20 protein-coding genes are annotated in these 19,090 nt (G+C 40.4%); 15 read left to right on the top strand and 5 right to left on the bottom strand.

Annotation, left to right across the window (positions count from 1 at the left end):
- Positions 1–141: 141 nt before the first annotated feature.
- Together QMA08_RS10720 and QMA08_RS10715 are read left to right on the top strand one after the other, a co-directional pair.
- On the top strand, positions 142–918 hold the full coding sequence (locus QMA08_RS10720) for a hypothetical protein (RefSeq protein ID WP_290174491.1): 777 nt from the start codon (positions 142–144) through the stop codon (positions 916–918).
- Between the two features lie 67 nt (positions 919–985).
- On the top strand, positions 986–1,510 hold the full coding sequence (locus tag QMA08_RS10715) for a CIA30 family protein (RefSeq protein WP_290174490.1): 525 nt from the start codon (positions 986–988) through the stop codon (positions 1,508–1,510).
- A 21-nt stretch (positions 1,511–1,531) separates the two neighbouring features.
- On the opposite strand, the gene QMA08_RS10710 is transcribed toward QMA08_RS10715, so the two are convergent.
- From QMA08_RS10710 to QMA08_RS10690, 5 genes are all read right to left on the bottom strand, one after another.
- Positions 1,532–2,068, bottom strand: coding sequence for a hypothetical protein (locus QMA08_RS10710; protein WP_290174489.1), 537 nt, complete (start codon positions 2,066–2,068; stop codon positions 1,532–1,534).
- 146 nt (positions 2,069–2,214) lie between these two features.
- A complete protein-coding gene (locus QMA08_RS10705) occupies positions 2,215–2,469 on the bottom strand; it encodes a hypothetical protein (protein WP_002958531.1) in 255 nt (84 codons plus the stop codon).
- Between the two features lie 25 nt (positions 2,470–2,494).
- Complete coding sequence (locus QMA08_RS10700; protein WP_290174488.1) at positions 2,495–2,971, bottom strand: FKBP-type peptidyl-prolyl cis-trans isomerase; 477 nt, start codon at positions 2,969–2,971, stop codon at positions 2,495–2,497.
- A 2-nt stretch (positions 2,972–2,973) separates the two neighbouring features.
- A complete protein-coding gene (locus QMA08_RS10695; protein WP_223231687.1) occupies positions 2,974–5,397 on the bottom strand; it encodes an AAA family ATPase in 2,424 nt (807 codons plus the stop codon).
- A 77-nt stretch (positions 5,398–5,474) separates the two neighbouring features.
- A complete protein-coding gene (locus QMA08_RS10690; RefSeq protein WP_002958528.1) occupies positions 5,475–5,933 on the bottom strand; it encodes a hypothetical protein in 459 nt (152 codons plus the stop codon).
- Between the two features lie 175 nt (positions 5,934–6,108).
- On the opposite strand from QMA08_RS10690, the gene leuS reads away from it, so the two are divergent.
- The 13 genes from leuS to lipA all read left to right on the top strand — a co-directional run bounded on the left by leuS (position 6,109) and on the right by lipA (position 19,071).
- A complete protein-coding gene (gene leuS, locus QMA08_RS10685; protein WP_002958527.1) occupies positions 6,109–8,697 on the top strand; it encodes a leucine--tRNA ligase in 2,589 nt (862 codons plus the stop codon).
- Position 8,698: 1 nt separating this feature from the next.
- Positions 8,699–9,190, top strand: a complete 492-nt coding sequence (gene lptE / locus QMA08_RS10680) for an LPS assembly lipoprotein LptE (protein WP_024594704.1) — start codon at positions 8,699–8,701, stop codon at positions 9,188–9,190.
- Positions 9,190–10,227, top strand: coding sequence for a DNA polymerase III subunit delta (gene holA / locus QMA08_RS10675; protein WP_039489323.1), 1,038 nt, complete (start codon positions 9,190–9,192; stop codon positions 10,225–10,227). Before lptE ends, holA begins: the two co-directional genes overlap by 1 nt.
- A 17-nt stretch (positions 10,228–10,244) precedes the next feature.
- Positions 10,245–10,880: a nicotinate-nucleotide adenylyltransferase gene (nadD, locus tag QMA08_RS10670; protein ID WP_024594705.1), complete on the top strand. Its 636-nt coding sequence runs from the start codon at positions 10,245–10,247 to the stop codon at positions 10,878–10,880.
- A 55-nt stretch (positions 10,881–10,935) separates the two neighbouring features.
- Positions 10,936–11,253: a ribosome silencing factor gene (gene rsfS, locus QMA08_RS10665; protein WP_002958523.1), complete on the top strand. Its 318-nt coding sequence runs from the start codon at positions 10,936–10,938 to the stop codon at positions 11,251–11,253.
- 37 nt (positions 11,254–11,290) lie between these two features.
- The gene (gene rlmH, locus QMA08_RS10660; RefSeq protein ID WP_002958522.1) at positions 11,291–11,761 is read left to right on the top strand and encodes a 23S rRNA (pseudouridine(1915)-N(3))-methyltransferase RlmH; all 471 of its coding nucleotides are present in this window, start codon (positions 11,291–11,293) and stop codon (positions 11,759–11,761) included.
- Between the two features lie 9 nt (positions 11,762–11,770).
- Positions 11,771–13,639: a penicillin-binding protein 2 gene (mrdA, locus tag QMA08_RS10655; RefSeq protein ID WP_033020633.1), complete on the top strand. Its 1,869-nt coding sequence runs from the start codon at positions 11,771–11,773 to the stop codon at positions 13,637–13,639.
- Entirely contained in the window at positions 13,636–14,742 is a 1,107-nt protein-coding gene (rodA, locus tag QMA08_RS10650) for a rod shape-determining protein RodA (RefSeq protein WP_039489315.1), read from the top strand. Before mrdA ends, rodA begins: the two co-directional genes overlap by 4 nt.
- Positions 14,742–15,506 carry a septal ring lytic transglycosylase RlpA family protein gene (locus tag QMA08_RS10645; RefSeq protein ID WP_024603580.1) on the top strand — a complete coding sequence of 255 codons (765 nt, stop codon included), beginning with the start codon at positions 14,742–14,744 and terminating at the stop codon, positions 15,504–15,506. Before rodA ends, QMA08_RS10645 begins: the two co-directional genes overlap by 1 nt.
- Before the next feature lie 313 nt (positions 15,507–15,819).
- Positions 15,820–16,983, top strand: a complete 1,164-nt coding sequence (locus QMA08_RS10640) for a serine hydrolase (RefSeq protein WP_002958518.1) — start codon at positions 15,820–15,822, stop codon at positions 16,981–16,983.
- A 174-nt stretch (positions 16,984–17,157) separates the two neighbouring features.
- The gene (gene ybeD, locus QMA08_RS10635) at positions 17,158–17,436 is read left to right on the top strand and encodes a DUF493 family protein YbeD (RefSeq protein ID WP_002958517.1); all 279 of its coding nucleotides are present in this window, start codon (positions 17,158–17,160) and stop codon (positions 17,434–17,436) included.
- A gap of 19 nt (positions 17,437–17,455) precedes the next feature.
- Positions 17,456–18,109 (top strand): lipoyl(octanoyl) transferase LipB, encoded by a 654-nt coding sequence (lipB, locus tag QMA08_RS10630; protein WP_010554695.1) that lies wholly within the window; start codon positions 17,456–17,458, stop codon positions 18,107–18,109.
- Positions 18,106–19,071 (top strand): lipoyl synthase, encoded by a 966-nt coding sequence (gene lipA, locus QMA08_RS10625; protein ID WP_002958515.1) that lies wholly within the window; start codon positions 18,106–18,108, stop codon positions 19,069–19,071. Before lipB ends, lipA begins: the two co-directional genes overlap by 4 nt.
- Positions 19,072–19,090 lie beyond the last annotated feature (19 nt).

Raw genomic sequence — 19,090 nt, 5'->3', positions numbered from 1 at the left:
CAAGCACATGCAAAAACAACAAAAACTGCAAAATAGTTTTGTTGTATCTGCAATAAAGCCACAAAGTAAAACACATTAACTTTAGGTGAACTAAATGTACTTTATTGACTCTTAACAGCACTATTAAGTTGAGGGTTTGATGTGAATAAAGGGAATGCATGGCCGTGGGTTATCTCGTTGTGTATACACGCTATTGTGTTGTACTTTTTGTTTTCGCAATCTATTAAAGTTGCGCCGCCAAAGGAGGAAAAAAACGCAATAATACAGGCCTATGTTACGGTTAATTTAGTAAGCCTACCTAAGCCAAGCTCAGTTGTTACAACAACCAATGCGCCTGATATAAAACCTGTAAACACTAAAACTGATGCACCAAATTCAGCGACCTCTAACACTACACCTATAAAAAAAGATTCTACAAAAGCCAAAGTAAGGGTAACTAAAAAAACGCAAGCCAAAACCATCACGTTACCAAAGACACAAACAGAGCTTAAAAAAGCCCCTGTAAAACCTGTTGAACCCCAGTTAGCCACGCCTTCAGAGCCTACAACAAAAGCTTCTCATACATTTAAAAAGCTAAATCCATACGCGCCTCTATTTGGCTCTCCTGTAAATAATATGACTCATAAAAAAATGGTCTCCTTTGGTGAAGATAAAAACTCTGAAAATAAAGAGATAAACAATAAGCCCACTATTAAAACGCCAGTAAAATCTGATAATTCAGAAGTTATTAGCCAAAATACAACAGGCACACGACGATTAGAAAAATTTAACGGTAAATGCTATTTAATTGATACTTCCACCGTATTTGGTAGTAATGGCATGCCTCAAGGTAGCGGTAAACCCTGTCCTGAGGATAAAACTGATAAAGAAATTATGTTTGAAAAAATCATGAAAAAATGGAGCCGTAAAAATAATTAGCTTTAAATAAGTGAACAAATAATATGTTTATCCGTATTGATAAGCTTAAAGTAATTAGGAGTAAGCCATGATCACCAAACAACTATCCTCACTTTTTGTATTTAATTTATTAGTTGTAAGTGCACAAGCGAATGCAAACCAGCGCTGGTACGTTATTAACGACTCAGTAATGGGCGGTGTATCTAATAGCCAAGTAACACAAACTCAAGAAAGTTTGCTTTTTACAGGCAATGTTTCGCTTGATAATAACGGCGGTTTTGCATCAATACGTACAGAGCTAAGTACACAAAGCCAAAATACTAAAGCTATAGCACTGCGTGTTAAAGGTGATGGACAAACCTATCAGCTTAGACTCAGAACTACCAATTACCTTGATGGCGCAGCGTACACCCACTCATTTAAAACAGTAAAAAATGAATGGGTAGATATAAACTTTGCTCCGAGTGATTTTACTTTAACGTATCGCGGTCGCGTGCTTGAGCAACAACCGATTATTGATTTTGATGATATAAAGCAGCTAGGCTTTATGATTGCAGGCAAGCAAGAAGGTAAGTTTAAACTTGAAGTGGGTAAAATTGAGTTTAAAAGCTAGCCCACCAGCATGTTGGTGGCGCTAAATAGTATAGTCGTCGCCCCGCCTCTTTAGTTCACTAATAACCAGCTCAACCATTTGTTGTTTTATTGCTGCTTGCTCTGACTTTAACTCCCCTAATTGCAGCTCTAACATATCTATCTGCTCTTGTTGCTGCGTGCTTTTATATTTTTTAGAGCCTAGGTGCTCTGCATCTAAAGTTAAACTCGCATCACTTTTATTTAGCTCACTTGCAGAAGTATTTATAGTTATACTACGTTGTACGGGGCTTTGTTTAAGTTTATTAATTTGCTCTTGCAGCGCAATAACTCGCCCAGTGAAGTGCTTGTATACTTTTTCTAGGTTTTTATATTGATTGCCAAATGTAGCGTTATCTTCACTATACTCTTCGGCTTTGGTATCTAGAAACTTTGATAACACATATTTTGGCTTTTCCTCATTCTCTTCCTCGCTCTTTTCTTCACTCGCTTTTTCAACAGGTAGTTTATCTGATTGCGCTAAAGGTTGAGTATTTGAGCTGTGTACTTGGTATGGAATGGGAGCCGCTAAAATCTTCATTATTTTATCCCTAAAATAGCTTTGTAACTATTATGGGTATCGACCTCGTATTAAAATCCTTGAGTAAATTTTATTGTTAGCTAAAAGCAAAAAGCCCCACTTTATTAAAGTAGGGCTTATACCAATTTATCAAACTAACGCGTTGCTTACTTAGTGCTTTGGTTATCTTGTGAGAGCGCAATAAGAGCAAGGGCTGCATTTAGACGAGTATTTAAATTATTATAAATAGTCATTCCAAACACACCGATAATACAAACTATTAAACCCATTTGTAGGTTAACGCTCATCTCTAGTAAAAAAACAGCTGCAACGAGTAAGCACAGCGCTAATGCATAAATAATAGATTGAAAGGTAAAGTTAATATCACCTTTGGCTATTTTAAGTAATTCATCTTTATTCATAATTTACTTCCTTGTTATTTAATCACTAAGACTCAATTGCCAGTAGCTCTACTTCAAAAATAAGTACTGAAGCAGGAGGAATACTTCCTACACGTTTTTCGCCGTACGCTAATTGGTGCGGTACATAAAAGGTGTATTTATCGCCTGGGCTCATCAGTTGTAAGCCCTCAGTCCAGCCTTTAATCACTTGGTGCAAGCCAAAGCTAATCGGTGTTTTACGCTCTACTGAGCTGTCAAATACCGTGCCGTCGATTAGTGTGCCGTGGTAATGCACGTTAACCATACTTGTTGGGCTTGGTGTGTTTTCACTCTCACCTTTGTTTACTATTTTGTACTGCAAGCCAGAAGCTGTTTCTACTACACCTTCTACTTTTGCGTTAGCGGCTAAGTAATCTGCCCCTATTTGTGCATTTATGCCTGCTTGTTGTTTTGCTTTTTTACTATTTTGAAATATTAAAAAACAAAAAATGGCGATAACCACCGCCAAAATTATATTGATCATTATTAACCTTTTTCGTTATCTAGTTCTTCGTCTTTTTCGTCATCGTTATCGCCATTAACTATGTCGGCAATTTCTTTAAGGCGAGCAAGCGCAATTCCGTTTACTGAGTTTTCTGGATACTGGTCATCAATAATATCGCCAGCTTCTATATCCATTAACAGGTTAAGCGCTTGGTCTACGGTTTCAACTGCGTAAATATTAAATTTACCCGCTTCAACTGCATTAAGTATTTCGTCATCAAGCACTAAGTTAACTTGGTTTGATTTAGGAATGATAACGCCTTGCGAACCTGTTAAACCACGCATTTTACACAGTTTGAAAAAGCCTTCTATTTTTTCGTTTACGCCACCAATAGCCTGCACATCACCATGTTGGTTAATAGAACCTGTCAGTGCAATTGATTGGCTAATAGGTAGGCTTGTAATAGACGAAATAAGCGCACACAACTCTGCCAAAGATGCGCTATCGCCATCTATATAACCGTAGCTTTGCTCAATAGCGATATTAGCGCTAAGCGTTAAGCTAAAGTGCTGCGCGTATTTATTACCTAAATAACCGGTAAGTAGCATTACCCCTTTTGAGTGAATTGCTTTACCAAGCTCGGCTTCACGTTCAACATCTATTACGCCATCGGCGCCAGCATAAACCGTTGCCGTAATACGCGCAGGGGTACCAAATGAGGTATCGCCAATGTGTAATACGGTTAAACCATTTACTTTACCAATGGCTTGGCCGTCGGTTGCAATAAGTGTATGACCTTCTTTTATATCGCTTAGCATGTTTTCACTAATTTGGCCGGTACGGTATTGCTTACCTTCAATGGCTTCATCAATATGATGCGCATCTATAACAGTTAATTTATCTTGTTTTGCGTAGTAACTTGCCTCTGCAACTAATTCAAGTACATCAGCAAAGCGCGCAGAAAGCTTATTGTGATGCTCTGCTTGGCGGTAGCTAAACTTAAGTAAACGCACCATAGCTGCTTGTGTGGTAGTGCACTTTAATGTTTGCTCGCAGTACTCGGTAACTTTAGTTATAAATTGGTACTGTAATTTATCGCTACTTGGTAAGTAGTAATCAAAGTCAGCTAATACTCTAAATAACTCTGCAAACTCTTCATCGTATTCACCTATGGTGTAATACAGTTCGCGCGAGCCTAATAAAATAATTTTTACATCAAGCGGTATAAGCTGCGGGCGAAGTGTAAAACTACTGCCTACTGAGCTATCTTGATACGGTAAGTCGTTTTTAATTTGATGCGTTTTAAGCGAAAGTTTTAAACCATCCCACACTTGAGGGTTAGCCATTACCTTTTCAGCATCCATAATTAAATAACCGCCATTAGCACGGTGCAATGCTCCTGGCTGAATAGAACGATAACTGGTAATTAAAGACCCTTGCGATGTGGAATACTCAATTTTACCAAATATATTACCAAATGTTGGATTGGGCTCGTACACCACGGGTGCTGCATCGTCTTCTTTAAACTCAACTAAAATATTAGGTGCAAAAAAGTCGGTAAGCATGCCTTTACGATCAAAGTCTTCTTTGCTTTCTTCGCTTTCGTCTTCGTCATCGAGCCATTCAAGTACCGCGTCTATAATTTCAACGCGTATATCTTTTAAATAACGCAGTACACCAATATGAGTTGCATATTTATGTTCTAAGTCTTTTAAAAGCGGTTTTGTGGCCTGCTCTGCAGTCGACTTTTTAAGATTACGCTGTTTTTCTTTTGATTCGCGCTTCCAGCGTGGCAGCTCAATTAACGCTTCTATTAATGCATCTTCTAGCTTTTCAATTTTTTCAAAAAACTCTTCGCGTAACGTTTCTTCAAGTTCGCCAAATTCGCTATCGCTTAATTGTTTACCATCTACAAGCGGTGCAAACCCAACTGAATTTTTTTCTTCGACTAATGCAACACTTTGCTCAAATGCCGCAATTTCTACTGCGGTAATAGCGCTGTCGTAGGCATCGTTAAATTCACGGTCGATTGATTTTTTTTTGCGTTGATATCCTGGGTTATCAAATGCAGCAGGAAATGTGTCGAGTACTTCATCTAAAAATGAATCTATGTCGTCACTAAGTTGCTTGCTTTGCCCTGCATGCATAAACAGCGCGATAGGCTCTCTGTGGTCATCGTAATTATTTACGTATAACCATTCGTTTGGGGTTGGGCGGTCTTTTGCATGTTGCTTAAGTTTATCTTTAACAAGCGTAAAGCGCCCATGGGCAGCCTCGCCCATTACATAAACGTTATAACCCGGCAGTTCCATCCCTAAAGAGAAATCTAAGGCACTTTGGGCGCGTTGTTGGCCTATAAATGTTAGTTGCTCGGGGTATGGATTGCTCATACACGTATGTACGTGATTAGTAGAAATACTCGGTGCGAGCTTTGAAACAGATAGTGGCAGCAATTTTTTCGTCATTCTAACTTCTTTTTTTACCAACATATTCGCTGGCCTTTGGGCGTATTAAGTGGCCCGCAGCCACTTAATACTTATATTTAAGGGTGCAGCGCCTTACGACTAAAATAGATTCCATCACATTCAATACACGGTGTAATTTGTGTCGCGTGATAAACATCGTAACTATGAGTGCAATTCTTACATACTAATGTGCCCATGGCTATCCATTCGCCTGCGTGATACACACCATTGTGCTTAAAATCTTGACTAAGTGATTGCCACTCAAGCTGAGTTTTATCTTCTATGTGCGAAAGCTCAAACCATAATGATTCTTTAAGCTCTTGCCATGCAAGCGAATTATAGTGCGATTCGTTTTCTTGGACATGTTCTATATCGCGCTGTAAATAACTTTTATATAAAGCGTATCTTTCTTGCCCTAAATCTTTAAGTGCCTGCTCAGATTCAACAAATCGAGTAACTGCGTCTTTTACTTCATGATCTTTTACATCTTTTAGCCATTTGGTTAAATCGCCAAGCCATGCTTTATAATCTGCCATTTTTTACTCCTTCAAAATTGCTGTTAAATCACCCTATAACTTAGATAAGTATAGGTTAACCTGAACTGAAGGTTAGAATTTATCAAAACCGCGTTTTTGACGCTGTGAATAGCACTTTATTTGGGGTATCCTAATGGCAATTTTTTATTAGTTTGCAAGAAGTCTGGAACCATAGATGCAAGAGCAATATAACCCGCAAGATATAGAGTCAAAAGTACAAAGCTACTGGGAAGAAAACCAGGTATTTAAAGTCACTGAAGATGAGAGCAAAGAAAAGTATTATTGCCTTTCTATGTTTCCTTATCCGAGTGGTCGACTGCATATGGGTCATGTACGTAACTACACCATTGGTGATGTTGTTTCTCGTTTCCAGCGCCTGCAAGGCAAAAACGTAATGCAACCTATGGGTTGGGATGCGTTTGGTTTACCTGCAGAAAACGCTGCTATTAAAAACAAAACAGCACCTGCTAAGTGGACATACGAAAATATTGATTACATGCGTACACAGCTTAAGCAATTAGGTTTTGGTTATGACTGGGATCGCGAAATTGCGACGTGTCATCCAGAATACTACAAGTGGGAGCAGTGGTTTTTCACTAAGCTTTACGAAAAAGGCTTAGTGTATAAAAAAATGTCGACGGTTAACTGGGATCCAGTGGATCAAACAGTATTAGCTAACGAGCAAGTTATTGACGGTCGCGGTTGGCGTTCAGGCGCTGTGGTTGAGCAAAAAGAAATTCCACAGTGGTTTATTAAAATTACCGACTACGCACAAGAACTACTTGACGATTTAGACAAGTTGGAAGATTGGCCAGAGCAAGTTAAAACAATGCAGCGTAACTGGATTGGCCGCTCTGAAGGGTGTGATATTGAATTTAAACGCACCGATAACGACGAAACTTTTAGCGTATACACAACTCGTCCAGACACCTTTATGGGTGTTACGTATGTTGCTGTTGCTGGTGGTCACCCTATTGCACAAGAAGCCGCTAAAAATAGCGATGCTGTTGCAATGTTTGTTGAAGAATGCAAAAACACCAAAATTGCCGAAGCAGACATGGCAACAATGGAGAAAAAAGGCATAGCAACAGGCTTTTACGCAACTCACCCATTAACGGGCGAGCAAGTACCAATTTGGGTCGCTAACTTTGTATTAATGCATTACGGCTCAGGCGCTGTTATGGCGGTACCTGCACACGACCAACGCGATTTTGAATTTGCAACGGCTTACGGCCTAGATATTAAACAAGTAATTGCACCGGTTGAAGGCTCAGATCTTGAAGTAAACCTTGAGCAAGAAGCATTTACCGACAAAGGTGTACTTGTAAATTCAGGTGAATTTGACGGTCTTGATTTTGACGCTGCGTTTAAAGCTATTGCCGACAAGCTTGAAGCACTCGGTGTTGGGGAGCGTAAAGTAAACTTCCGTCTACGTGACTGGGGTGTGAGCCGTCAGCGTTATTGGGGTTCTCCAATCCCAATGCTTAGCGACGAAGAAGGCAAAGAACTTGCAGCAACAGAAGATATGCTACCAGTTCGCTTACCAGAAGATGTGGTAATGAACGGTGTAACGTCACCTCTTAAAGCAGACCCAGAATGGGCTAAAACAACAGTAAATGGCGCACCTGCGTTTCACGAAACTGATACGTTTGACACCTTTATGGAATCATCTTGGTACTACGCACGCTACTGTAGCCCACGCTACGACGAAGGCATGCTAGATCCAGCGGCTGCTAACTATTGGTTACCAGTAAACCAATACATTGGTGGTATTGAGCACGCTATTTTACACTTATTGTACTCGCGATTTTTCCATAAATTATTACGTGACTTTGGTTTAGTAAATTCAGACGAGCCGTTCGACCGCTTACTTTGTCAAGGTATGGTGCTTGCTGAAACATTTTATCGTAAAGATGAAAAAGGCGGCGATGTATGGATTTCGCCAAGCGATGTAAATACCGAAACCGACGACAAGGGTCGCGTAACTAAAGCGTGGCATAAAGAAGACGGTGAGCCGGTATTCTCATCTGGCATGAGTAAAATGTCGAAGTCTAAAAACAACGGTATAGACCCACAACAAGTAATTGCCCAATACGGTGCAGATACAGTGCGTTTATTTATGATGTTTACAGCACCACCAGAGCAAACGCTTGAATGGTCAGACTCAGGTGTTGAAGGCGCACATCGCTTCTTAAAACGTGTATGGAAATACGCAGTAGATGTTAAAACAGTAGGTTACCAAGCACTTGATAAATCAGCGCTCACTAACCCGCAAAAAGTACTACGTCGTGACTTACACAAAGCAATTGCTAAAGTGACTGATGATGTTGAACGTCGTCAAACCTTTAACACCGCTATTGCAGCCATTATGGAGCTTTCTAATAAGTTATTAAAAGCACCACTGAGCGACAAACAAGATGTAGCGATTGCTAACGAAGCACTTGAAGCATTAGTTATTATGCTTGCACCTATTACTCCGCATTTATCACATGAGCTTTGGAAAGAGCTTGGTAAAGAAGGCGAGATTTTAGATGCAGCATGGCCAAAAGTTGACGAGTCGGCACTTGTTGAAGATGAAAAACTAATCATCGTTCAAGTAAACGGCAAGCTTCGCGCTAAGTTAACAGTTGCAGCTGATGCCACTCAAGAGCAAGTAGAAGCCCTTGCGTTTGCAGAATCTAACGTAACTAAATTTACGGATGGCGCAACTATTCGTAAAATCATTTACGTACCAGGTAAACTACTTAACGTGGTAGCTAACTAATATGGCTGCATTTAACGCCATTAAAAATGGACTAGCCTTAGTGCTAGTCTGTTTTTTGTTATCAAGCTGTGGCTTTCATTTAAAAAAAGCCTCTAGCTTGCCTGATAACTTAAAACAGCTAACACTTGTAGGCGATGATGAAAAATCGACTTTATTTACTGAGCTTAAAAAAGAGCTTAAAGCGAGTAACGTAGAGCTTGTATCGTCAGCTAAAGATAAAGCCCAATTGTATTTACGCAAAGAAAGTATTGAACGCCAAACACTTTCGCTGTTTCAAAATGGTCAGGTTGCTGAATACGAACTTGCTTATGGCGTGTCGTATGTAGTTAAACTCCCTGGTGAAAAAGCGATAGAAAAACGTTTTGAGCTTTATCGTAATTACCAAGACGATCCGGATCATGCATTAGCAAAAGCAAAAGAGCTTGAGCTACTCATTAGCGAGATTCGTGAGCAAGCCAGTCGTCGTATTGTTAGAGAGCTGTCGCAACTATAATGCGCTGCTACGCTAATCAACTACCGAATGAATTAAATAAAGGGCTAAAGCCCTTTTATTTAGTATTTGGTGAAGAGCCTTTTCAAGAAGCGCAATGCGTACAACAAATTCGCGACAGTGCTAAACAACAAGGTTTTGATGAAGTAATTAAGTTTACTTTAATGCAAGGATTCGATTGGCAAGAAATCATAGCCCAGTATCAGAGCATGTCGCTGTTTAGCGCCCGCACTATTATTGAGCTTGATTTAAACCAACAAAAGCCAGGCGTTATTGGCAGCAATACCTTTAAAAAAGTAGTTGAGCTGGTTAATCCCGATACTATTTTAATTGTTAAAGGCGCTAAAGCCAGTCAAGAAGTACAACGCGGTGCATGGTTTAAAGCCCTTGATAAACTAGGCGTGTTCGTACCTTGCTACCCACTTACGGGCTCTCATGTAAAACGATGGCTTGATGAGCAATGCCAACGTTTATCACTTAATATGCAAAGTGACGCCAAGGTAAGCTTAATAAATGCCACCGAAGGCAACTTGTTAGCCTGTTTTCAGGAACTTGAGAAGCTTTCGCTACTGCACGGCAATGCATTAATTACTCAGCAATTAGTTATGCAAGGGCTGTTAAATCAAGCCAAGTTTGATATTTTTGATTTAAGCGATGCGCTATTAAATGGTCACGCTAAACAAGCTATAAAAGTATTAAACAAACTTGCCAGCGATAACACCGAAGTGGTGAGTATTTTGTGGGCTATAACCAAAGAGCTTAATACACTTATAAGCGTGCAACTTGGTTTATTAAATGGCGAACCTATAGCAAATTTATTTAAACAAAAAGCAATTTGGAAAAACCAACAAGGTCCAGTTCAAAACGCAATTAACCGTTTAAATATGCACACACTAGAACAAATAAACAGTGATGTTGCGTTGTTTGATGCCAGTTACAAGCAAGGTAATTTAATTGCACCTTACCAAGCGCTTGCTCATATTTGTATTAAATTTTGCCAGCCGCTCAACATTCCTATGCCTTGCCACGCGGTTAATTAATAAATAATGGGTGTTAAATGATCGCAATTTTTGGTGGCACTTTCGACCCCGTCCATTTAGGCCATCTAAATATGGCGCAGCAATGCGTTAATGCGTTTAATTTAGATACGCTTTATTTTATGCCCTGTGCACTCCCTGCACATAAAGCAGCGCCGGGAATTAGTACTCAGCACCGTATTAATATGCTAAACGCAGCCATTGCACCTTATCCTCATTTTGAACTCGATTTAAGAGAGCTTAACCGAGCTGGTCCATCGTATTCGCTACTTAGTTTGCAAGAACTTCGTAAAGAGCACCCCACTACACCTATTTTATTTTTAATTGGTATGGACTCGTTTAACAATCTCGATAAGTGGTTTGAGTGGAAGGCAATAACTCAGCTTTGTCATATTGTGGTGTACCAGCGCCCTGCTCAACATTGCACTGTAAAAGGTGAGCTCAAAAGCTATATGCAACACGCAAATGCTGGCGAAGTCGCGGCACTTAAACACTCACTTGCAGGTAAACTTTATTTTTTACCGGGTGAAATGCTCGATGCAGCCTCAAGTACAATTCGCAAGCAGCTAAAAAAAAGTAATAAAAAGAATGAACTATTGCCCGACGCAGTGAGTCATTACATAGAAGTGCATCAGCTCTATCAAATTGATGCTTAAAAACTCCTAGCGTGTTAAAATGCGCGCCATTAAATTTTTAAATTGAGACAAAACCTTGGATTCAAAACAACTACTCGCCTTTGCTATGGACAAAATTGACGATATGAAAGCGCGTGACATCGTTCATATTGACGTAACTGAAACATCAGATATTACAGATTACATGGTAATTTGTTCTGGTACTTCTAAACGCCACGTACAGTCAATTGCCGATCACTTAGCAAAAGAAGCGCGTCATGCAGATTCAGAGCCACTAGGTTATGAAGGTGAAGGCGACGGCGAATGGGCACTGGTTGATTTAGGTGATGTGGTTGTACACGTGATGCAAAACGAAGCACGTAGCTACTACGATCTAGAAAAACTGTGGGGCTAAACGCTCACTCATTTTAGACAATGCTTGGAAGTAATACGTGAAAATACAAATGATTGCTGTTGGTACTAAAATGCCAGCATGGGTAGAAACGGGATTTGCAGAATATCAGCGCCGTTTCCCTAAAGATATGGCGCTAGAGTTAATCGAAATTCCAGCCGGTAAACGTGGTAAAAATGCAGATATAAAGCGTATTTTACACATTGAAGGTGAAAAAACATTAGCGGCTATTCCAAAAGGCAATCGTATTGTAACGTTAGAGGTAACAGGGAAAGCACTGGATACTCACCAACTTGCTAAAAATATGGAAAAATGGCAACTCGATGGCCGCGATGTAAGTTTACTTATTGGCGGACCTGAAGGACTTGCTCCAGAGTGTATTGCAGCGTCTGAGCAAAAATGGTCGTTATCTAATTTAACATTGCCGCATCCTTTGGTGCGTATAATTGTTGCAGAGAGCCTTTACCGAGGCTGGAGCTTAAATAACAACCATCCTTATCATCGCGAGTAACCCCTTGCCATGCTAAAACATAGACCCACTATTCGTGACCACTCCGCAGAAGCAAACTTATTTGCTAGGCGAGCATTCGTGGGTTTTGTTTTTGTATTAGGATTAGTCGCAGTATTGCTTTCTAATCTTTATACTATTCAAGTAGAAGATCACCAAGACTACCAAACCCGCTCCAACGATAACCGCATTAAAGTTATCCCTATTGCACCCAACCGTGGTTTAATTTACGACCGTAACGGTGTGCTACTTGCTGAAAACAAACCTGTTTACAACCTTGAGGTCATCCCCGAAGAGGTAGACGACCTTGACGAATCGCTTGATCAAATAAGTAAAATAATTGCGATTACAGAGCAAGACAAACAAGACTTTTTAAAAGATATAAAACACACCCGTCGTTTTAAATCACAAGTATTAAAAGCCCGCTTAGACGAAACAGAAGTGGCGAAATTTTCGGTTAATCAACATAAATTCCCTGGTTTTAGCATTGAGGCACGCCTTGCACGCTACTACCCATTTGGCGACACACTAACGCATGCGCTCGGTTACGTTGCCAAGCTTAATAGAAAAGAGCTAAACCAATTAGAACAAGAAGACCGTGCAACCAATTACCGCGCCACACATGATATTGGCAAACTCGGCATAGAAAAATATTACGAAGAAACACTGCACGGTAAAGTAGGCTCACAACGGGTAGAAGTTAATAACCGTGGCCGTGTAATACGCACCCTGAGCATGACCCAACCGCAACCTGGTAGCGACTTAGTACTTACTTTAGACGTGGGCTTGCAACAAATAGCACAACATGCGCTTAAAGATATGCGTGGCGCTGTTGTAGTTATGGACGCCAAAGATGGCGGCGTGCTGGCACTTTATTCAAACCCAAGTTACGATCCAAACTTATTTGTACACGGCATTAGCAGCAAAAATTATAAAGCGCTGCTTAACCAAGACCGACCATTAATAAACCGTACTACGCAAGGTCGTTATGCGCCGGCCTCTACGGTAAAGCCCTTAATGGCTGTATTAGCGCTTGAAGAAAATATAGTAAATGAGTCAACATCAATGTGGGATCCTGGCTTTTTTCAAATTCCAAATGTTGAACATAAATGGCGAGATTGGAAACGTTGGGGCCATGGTCATGTAGATGTATATAAAGCGATTGAAGAGTCGTGTGATACCTATTTTTACGATGCGGCTTATCGATTAGGCATTACTAAAATAAGCGATTTTATGGCCCGTTTTGGCTACGGTGATTTGTCAGGTATTGATATTCACGAAGAAACTACTGCTATTCTACCTTCAAAAGAATGGAAAGAAGGACGTTTTAAAGAGTCTTGGTGGCGCGGTGATACTATTTCGGTAGGCATTGGCCAAGGTTACTGGACTGCCACACCTATTCAAATTGCAAATGCAACTAACATATTAGTTAATCGTGGTATTAATCATCCCCCTCATTTGGTGCAAGTGATAAAAAAAGATAACGACATAACGCAAATTAACAACGAAGAAAAACCTCCTGTTATTTTAAAAGATCCGCGCCATTGGCAAGTATCGTTAGATGCAATGCATAATACAGTACAAAAAATATCAGGCACAGCCCACAAAGCATTTAAAGGGACTAACTACGACTCGGCTGGTAAAACCGGTACCGCGCAAGTAGTTAGTATTGCCCAAGGTGAGCGTTACGATGCAGAATCTCTTAAAGAGCGCCAACGCGATAATACAATTTATGTAGGCTTTGCACCTTATAGCGATCCTAAAATTGTGGTTTCTGTTGTGTTAGAAAACAACCACGGCGGTATTCAAATAGCTCGCCAACTTATGGATTACTACTTTGCAGCCAACCCTGTTAATCTTGCAAGGAACGAGACACCATGACCGCTTTGCACGATAAACGCTCTATTTGGATGCGTATGCACCTAGACCTACCGCTGCTTATTGCACTACTTATAATGATGGCTGGCAGCATAATGGTTGTTTACAGCGCAAGCGGGCAAGAGTCTTCTATGATGATTAGGCACATGACCCGCATGGGCGGTGCGATTTTTGCTATGATTGTTTTAGCCCAGTTTTCGCCTGCCACGTTAAAGCGGTTAGTGATCCCACTTTATTGTGTTGGGTTATTAATGCTAGTCGGTGTACTTTTATTTGGCGTAAGCTCAAAAGGCGCGCAGCGTTGGCTCAATTTAGGGGTGACACGGTTTCAACCTGCAGAATTAATGAAGTTGGCAGTCCCGATGATGGTAGCTTGGTATATAGGTAGAAACCACTTACCACCTCGCCCGCTACATTTAATTATTGGTTTTATGATTGTAATGCTCCCTACATTATTAATTAAAGAACAACCCGACTTAGGTACCGCTATACTTATTGCAAGCTCAGGTATATTTGTATTATTTTTGTCTGGTTTGAGTTGGCGTTTAATAGGCTTTTTAAGCTCGATTGTAGCGCTTGCTGCATGGCCATTTTGGCACTACGGTATGCACGATTATCAAAAACAACGTGTACTCACCTTTTTAGACCCTGAGAGCGATCCGCTTGGTTCGGGTTATCATATTATTCAATCGAAAATTGCTATTGGATCAGGCGGCATAGAAGGTAAAGGCTGGTTGCTTGGTACACAATCGCAATTAGAGTTTTTGCCAGAGCGCCACACCGACTTTATATTTTCGGTTTTAAGCGAAGAATTTGGCTTATTCGGCGTATGTGTTTTACTTAGCCTGTACTTATTTATTATTGGTCGTGGTTTATACATTGCTGTTAATGCACAAGATGCATTTGGTAAATTGCTCGCAGGCGCACTCACCCTCACCTTTTTTGTATATGTATTCGTAAACATAGGCATGGTATCGGGTTTATTACCTGTTGTAGGCGTACCTTTACCACTGATTAGTTATGGTGGTACATCGATGGTGACGTTAATGGCAGGATTTGGCATTATTATGTCAATCGCGACAGATAAAAGGATGCTTTTAAAATAATGCGACACACAAATCAGTTTATATTTACCACGTTATTAATTTTGCTTTTAAGTGCTTGTAGTAGTGGGCCAAGTAGCCGTTATAGTATGCGTCATGATGCAGCGCCATTAAGAGCTCCAACTACACTTGAGATGCAAGACGCTATAGTTACCGAAACCACTAAAAGTGCTAGCGCTAGCCGCCCATACACAGTGCTTGGTAAAAGCTATTCGCCCATGCTTGATGAGACGGGTTATAGTGAGGAAGGCATTGCCTCTTGGTATGGTCGTAAATTTCATGGTTATCACACCTCAAATGGTGAAACGTATGATATGTTTGCCATGACCGCAGCGCATAAAACGCTGCCACTACCTAGCTTTGTTAAAGTAACCAATACAGCAAATGGTAAATCGGTAATCGTACGCGTGAACGACCGTGGCCCATTTCATGACGATAGAATAATTGATCTTTCGTACGCAGCCGCTTATAAGCTTGGCTACTACACCCATGGTACAGCAAAGGTTAAGCTAGAGGCCGTTACGCTTGCGGGCGCAACTGCGCGTCAAACCTATATTCAGGTAGCTGCAGGTAGTACACTTGCTAATATTGAAGCACTTGCCAGCACATTGCGAGAGCAATACAAATTACCAACAAATATTGTGCAAAAAGACGATATTTACAGACTGCATTTAGGGCCAATAAAAGATACCCCTCATGCAAACGAAGTATTAAAAAAATTAAAAGAAAATCAATTTCAAAACGCGTTCTTGCTTTACACTCAGTAAGACGAATACCCAAACTACTCCAGAATGCAGAATTCAGCGTTACACTGGGGCTTAATATCTAGGCGTTACTTTGTAAAAATGGTAATCCCTTTTAAAAAGTAACAACACAGAGAGTAAGCTCCAGTGAAACGCCCTAAGGGTTGGTTTAAAAACGATTTATACTGCGTTATTGATTTGAACAATAGAGTAACTATTATTTGCAATCAATGCCTTGCCTAAATCGTTTTTAACTCCAACGACGCTCGCATCTCGGGGTAGTTTGGGTATAGAATGGCGTAACGCGAATCTTTAACTTTAACCATTAATGAGTATGATGAAATCTATTAAACATAAAATCCTCAAAGGTGTATGCGGCCTAGTTTGTACAGCCGCCGTATTCTCAGCCAGCGCCCAAATTATTCCGGCACCACCTCAAGTTAATGCGAAAGGTTATTTTTTAGTCGACTTTACAACAGGTAAAGTTATTGCTGAAGGTGAAGCCGATACACAGCTTGCACCTGCAAGTTTAACTAAAATGATGACCAGTTATGTAATTGGTACTGAAATTAAAGCAGGTAATATTGCCACTACCGATATGGTAACGGTAAGCGAAAAAGCATGGGCTAAAAACTTTCCAGAATCTTCAAAGATGTTTATTGAAGTAGGTAAGCAAATTAGTGTTGATGAGCTTAACCACGGTATTATTATTCAATCAGGTAATGATGCATGTGTAGCAATGGCTGAGCATATTGCTGGAAGCGAAAGCGCATTTGCTGATTTAATGAATGCCCATGCTGCTAAATTAGGTATGAGCAACAGTCACTTTATCAACAGCCACGGCCTTGATACTGACGAGCACTTCACAACTCCACGCGATATGGCGACACTTGGTGCTGCTCTTATTCGTGATGTGCCAGATGAATATGCACTTTATAAGCAAAAGTCATTTACTTATAACGGCATTAAGCAATATAACCGTAACTCATTATTATGGGATGAAAGCTTAGATGTTGACGGCATTAAAACAGGGCATACATCAGAAGCTGGTTACAGCCTAGTTACCTCAGCAACTAAAAACGATATGCGTTTAATTGCTGTTGTTATGGGTACCTCAAGCGAACGAGCGCGTAAAGTAGAAAGTAAAAAGCTACTTAACTATGGTTTTCGTTTTTATGAAACAATTACTCCGTACAAAGCAGGCGATAGCTTTGCAGAACAACGTATTTGGATGGGTAACAAAGAGAACGTATCTTTAGGTATTTTAGAAGATACACCAATTACTATCCCACGTGGTCAGCATAAAAACCTTAAAGCTAACTTTGAGCTAGATAATACGCTTGAAGCACCACTTGCTAAAGGTACTAAAGTAGGTACGTTATTCTTGCAACTAGAGGGCGAAGATATTGCTCAATACCCACTAGTAACACTTGAGGAAGTGGAAGAAGGCAGCTTCTTTAGCAAAATTTATGATTACTTACGTTTACAGATCATGCAGTAATTTATATCTCCCCTATTAACTAGGTAACTAATTTAAACGTCTCCGCTGTGAGGCGTTTTTTTTTGCTTGAAAAATGTTAGAATGCGCCCCATATAAGCAAGACTGCTAATTGCCTATCTGTATTAAGCTTCAAGCTTGCATAGAGTCCACACTTTTGTATGAGGAGTCACCGTCGTGGTTCAACCTGTTAAAGATACTAAATTTGATGAGTACCTAGAGTACCCTTGCCCATTTACATTCAGAATAATGGGTTTAGCTAACGTAAACTTAACTGATCAAATTTTAGCTAAGTTACAACCAATAGCACCTGGCGATTATGCCCCTAAAGTAAAACCAAGCAGCAAAGGTAATTACGAGTCAGTAAGCCTTGTAGCAACAGTTACTAGTGGCAAACACATTGAAGAAATTTACAACGTGATCAGCAATATTGATGACGTACGCCACATGCTTTAATCCATAGTTGAGATTTGTTGTGAACGAAAACACTTTGATCGTACGCCAACTGGGTCGTCAGCGTTATATGCCAATTTGGCAAAAAATGCAGGACTTTACCGACACCCGTGATGAAAATACGCCAGATGAAATTTGGCTTGTAGAGCACGAGAGTGTATTCACCCAAGGTCAGGCTGGTAAGGACGAACACTTACTAGCTCCTGGCGACATTGAGGTGATTAAAGTTGACCGTGGCGGGCAAGTAACTTACCACGGCCCTGGCCAGCAAATGATGTATGTATTATTTAATCTACGTCGTTTAAAGATTGGTGTACGTGAACTGGTTACTTGGCTTGAAGAGTGCATTATTGAATCACTCGCCGAGTATGGTATTGAAGCTTATGCTAAAGCTGATGCACCAGGTGTATACGTTAATGACAGTAAAATTGCATCCCTTGGTTTAAGGGTTCGTCGTGGTTGCTCGTTTCATGGCTTAGCATTAAATGTTAACATGGACCTAAGTCCATTTTTACGCATTAACCCATGTGGGTATGCGGGAATGAATATGGTGCAAACTAAAGAATTAGATGGTCCTCAAAACCTAGAAAGTGCGGGTGAAGGATTGGTGAAACACATGATCAAGAAGCTTAATGCAACACAGGTTAAGCATACTGAAGGGTTTGAAAACGAATGAATAAACCAGTCAAAATGGAACCAGGTGTAAAACTACGCGACGCAGAAAAAATGGCGTTGATCCCAGTAAAAGTTTTACCTACAGAAAAAACTGAAATGTTGCGTAAGCCAGAATGGTTAAAAATTCGCTTACCTAAATCAACCGATCGTATTGACGGTATTAAAAAAGCGCTACGTAAGCATGGCTTACACTCGGTATGTGAAGAAGCTTCGTGCCCTAACCTATCTGAATGTTTTAACCACGGTACAGCTACCTTTATGATTTTAGGTGCTATTTGTACTCGTCGTTGCCCATTTTGTGATGTTGCTCATGGTCGCCCATTAAAACCTGATGCCACTGAACCTGAAAAGCTAGCACTTACTATTAAAGATATGAAGCTAAGCTACGTTGTAATCACTTCAGTTGACCGTGATGATTTACGTGATGGTGGTGCACAGCATTTTGCAGATTGTATTCGCGAGATTCGTAAACATAATCCAACTATCACTATCGAAATTTTAGTACCTGATTTTCGTGGTCGTATGGACCGCGCACTAGAGATATTAATCGAGACGCCACCAGATGTGTTTAACCACAATCTTGAAACTGCGCCACGTTTATACAAACTAGCTCGTCCAGGTGCTGACTACAAATGGTCATTAGAGTTACTTCGTCGCTTTAAAGAAGCTCACCCAGAAGTAAAAACTAAATCAGGCTTAATGGTTGGTTTAGGTGAAGAAATTAGCGAAATTGAAGAAGTACTTCGCGATTTACGTGCTCACAACGTTGACATGCTAACTGTAGGCCAATACCTACAACCTTCTAAGCATCACTTACCGGTTAAGCGCTACGTGCCACCAGTAGAGTTTGACGGCTTAAAAGCGTATGCAGACGAAATTGGCTTTACTCACGCGGCTTCTGGCCCGTTTGTACGTTCAAGCTACCATGCTGATCAACAAGCAGCGGGTAAAGAAGTGAAGTAATCACTTTCTCAAAAAATTA

Source organism: Pseudoalteromonas sp. APC 3355 (genome assembly GCF_030407615.1).
In the GTDB taxonomy this organism is placed as follows: Bacteria; Pseudomonadota; Gammaproteobacteria; order Enterobacterales; family Alteromonadaceae; genus Pseudoalteromonas; species Pseudoalteromonas distincta.
This window is presented reverse-complemented; position numbering and strand designations above follow the sequence as displayed.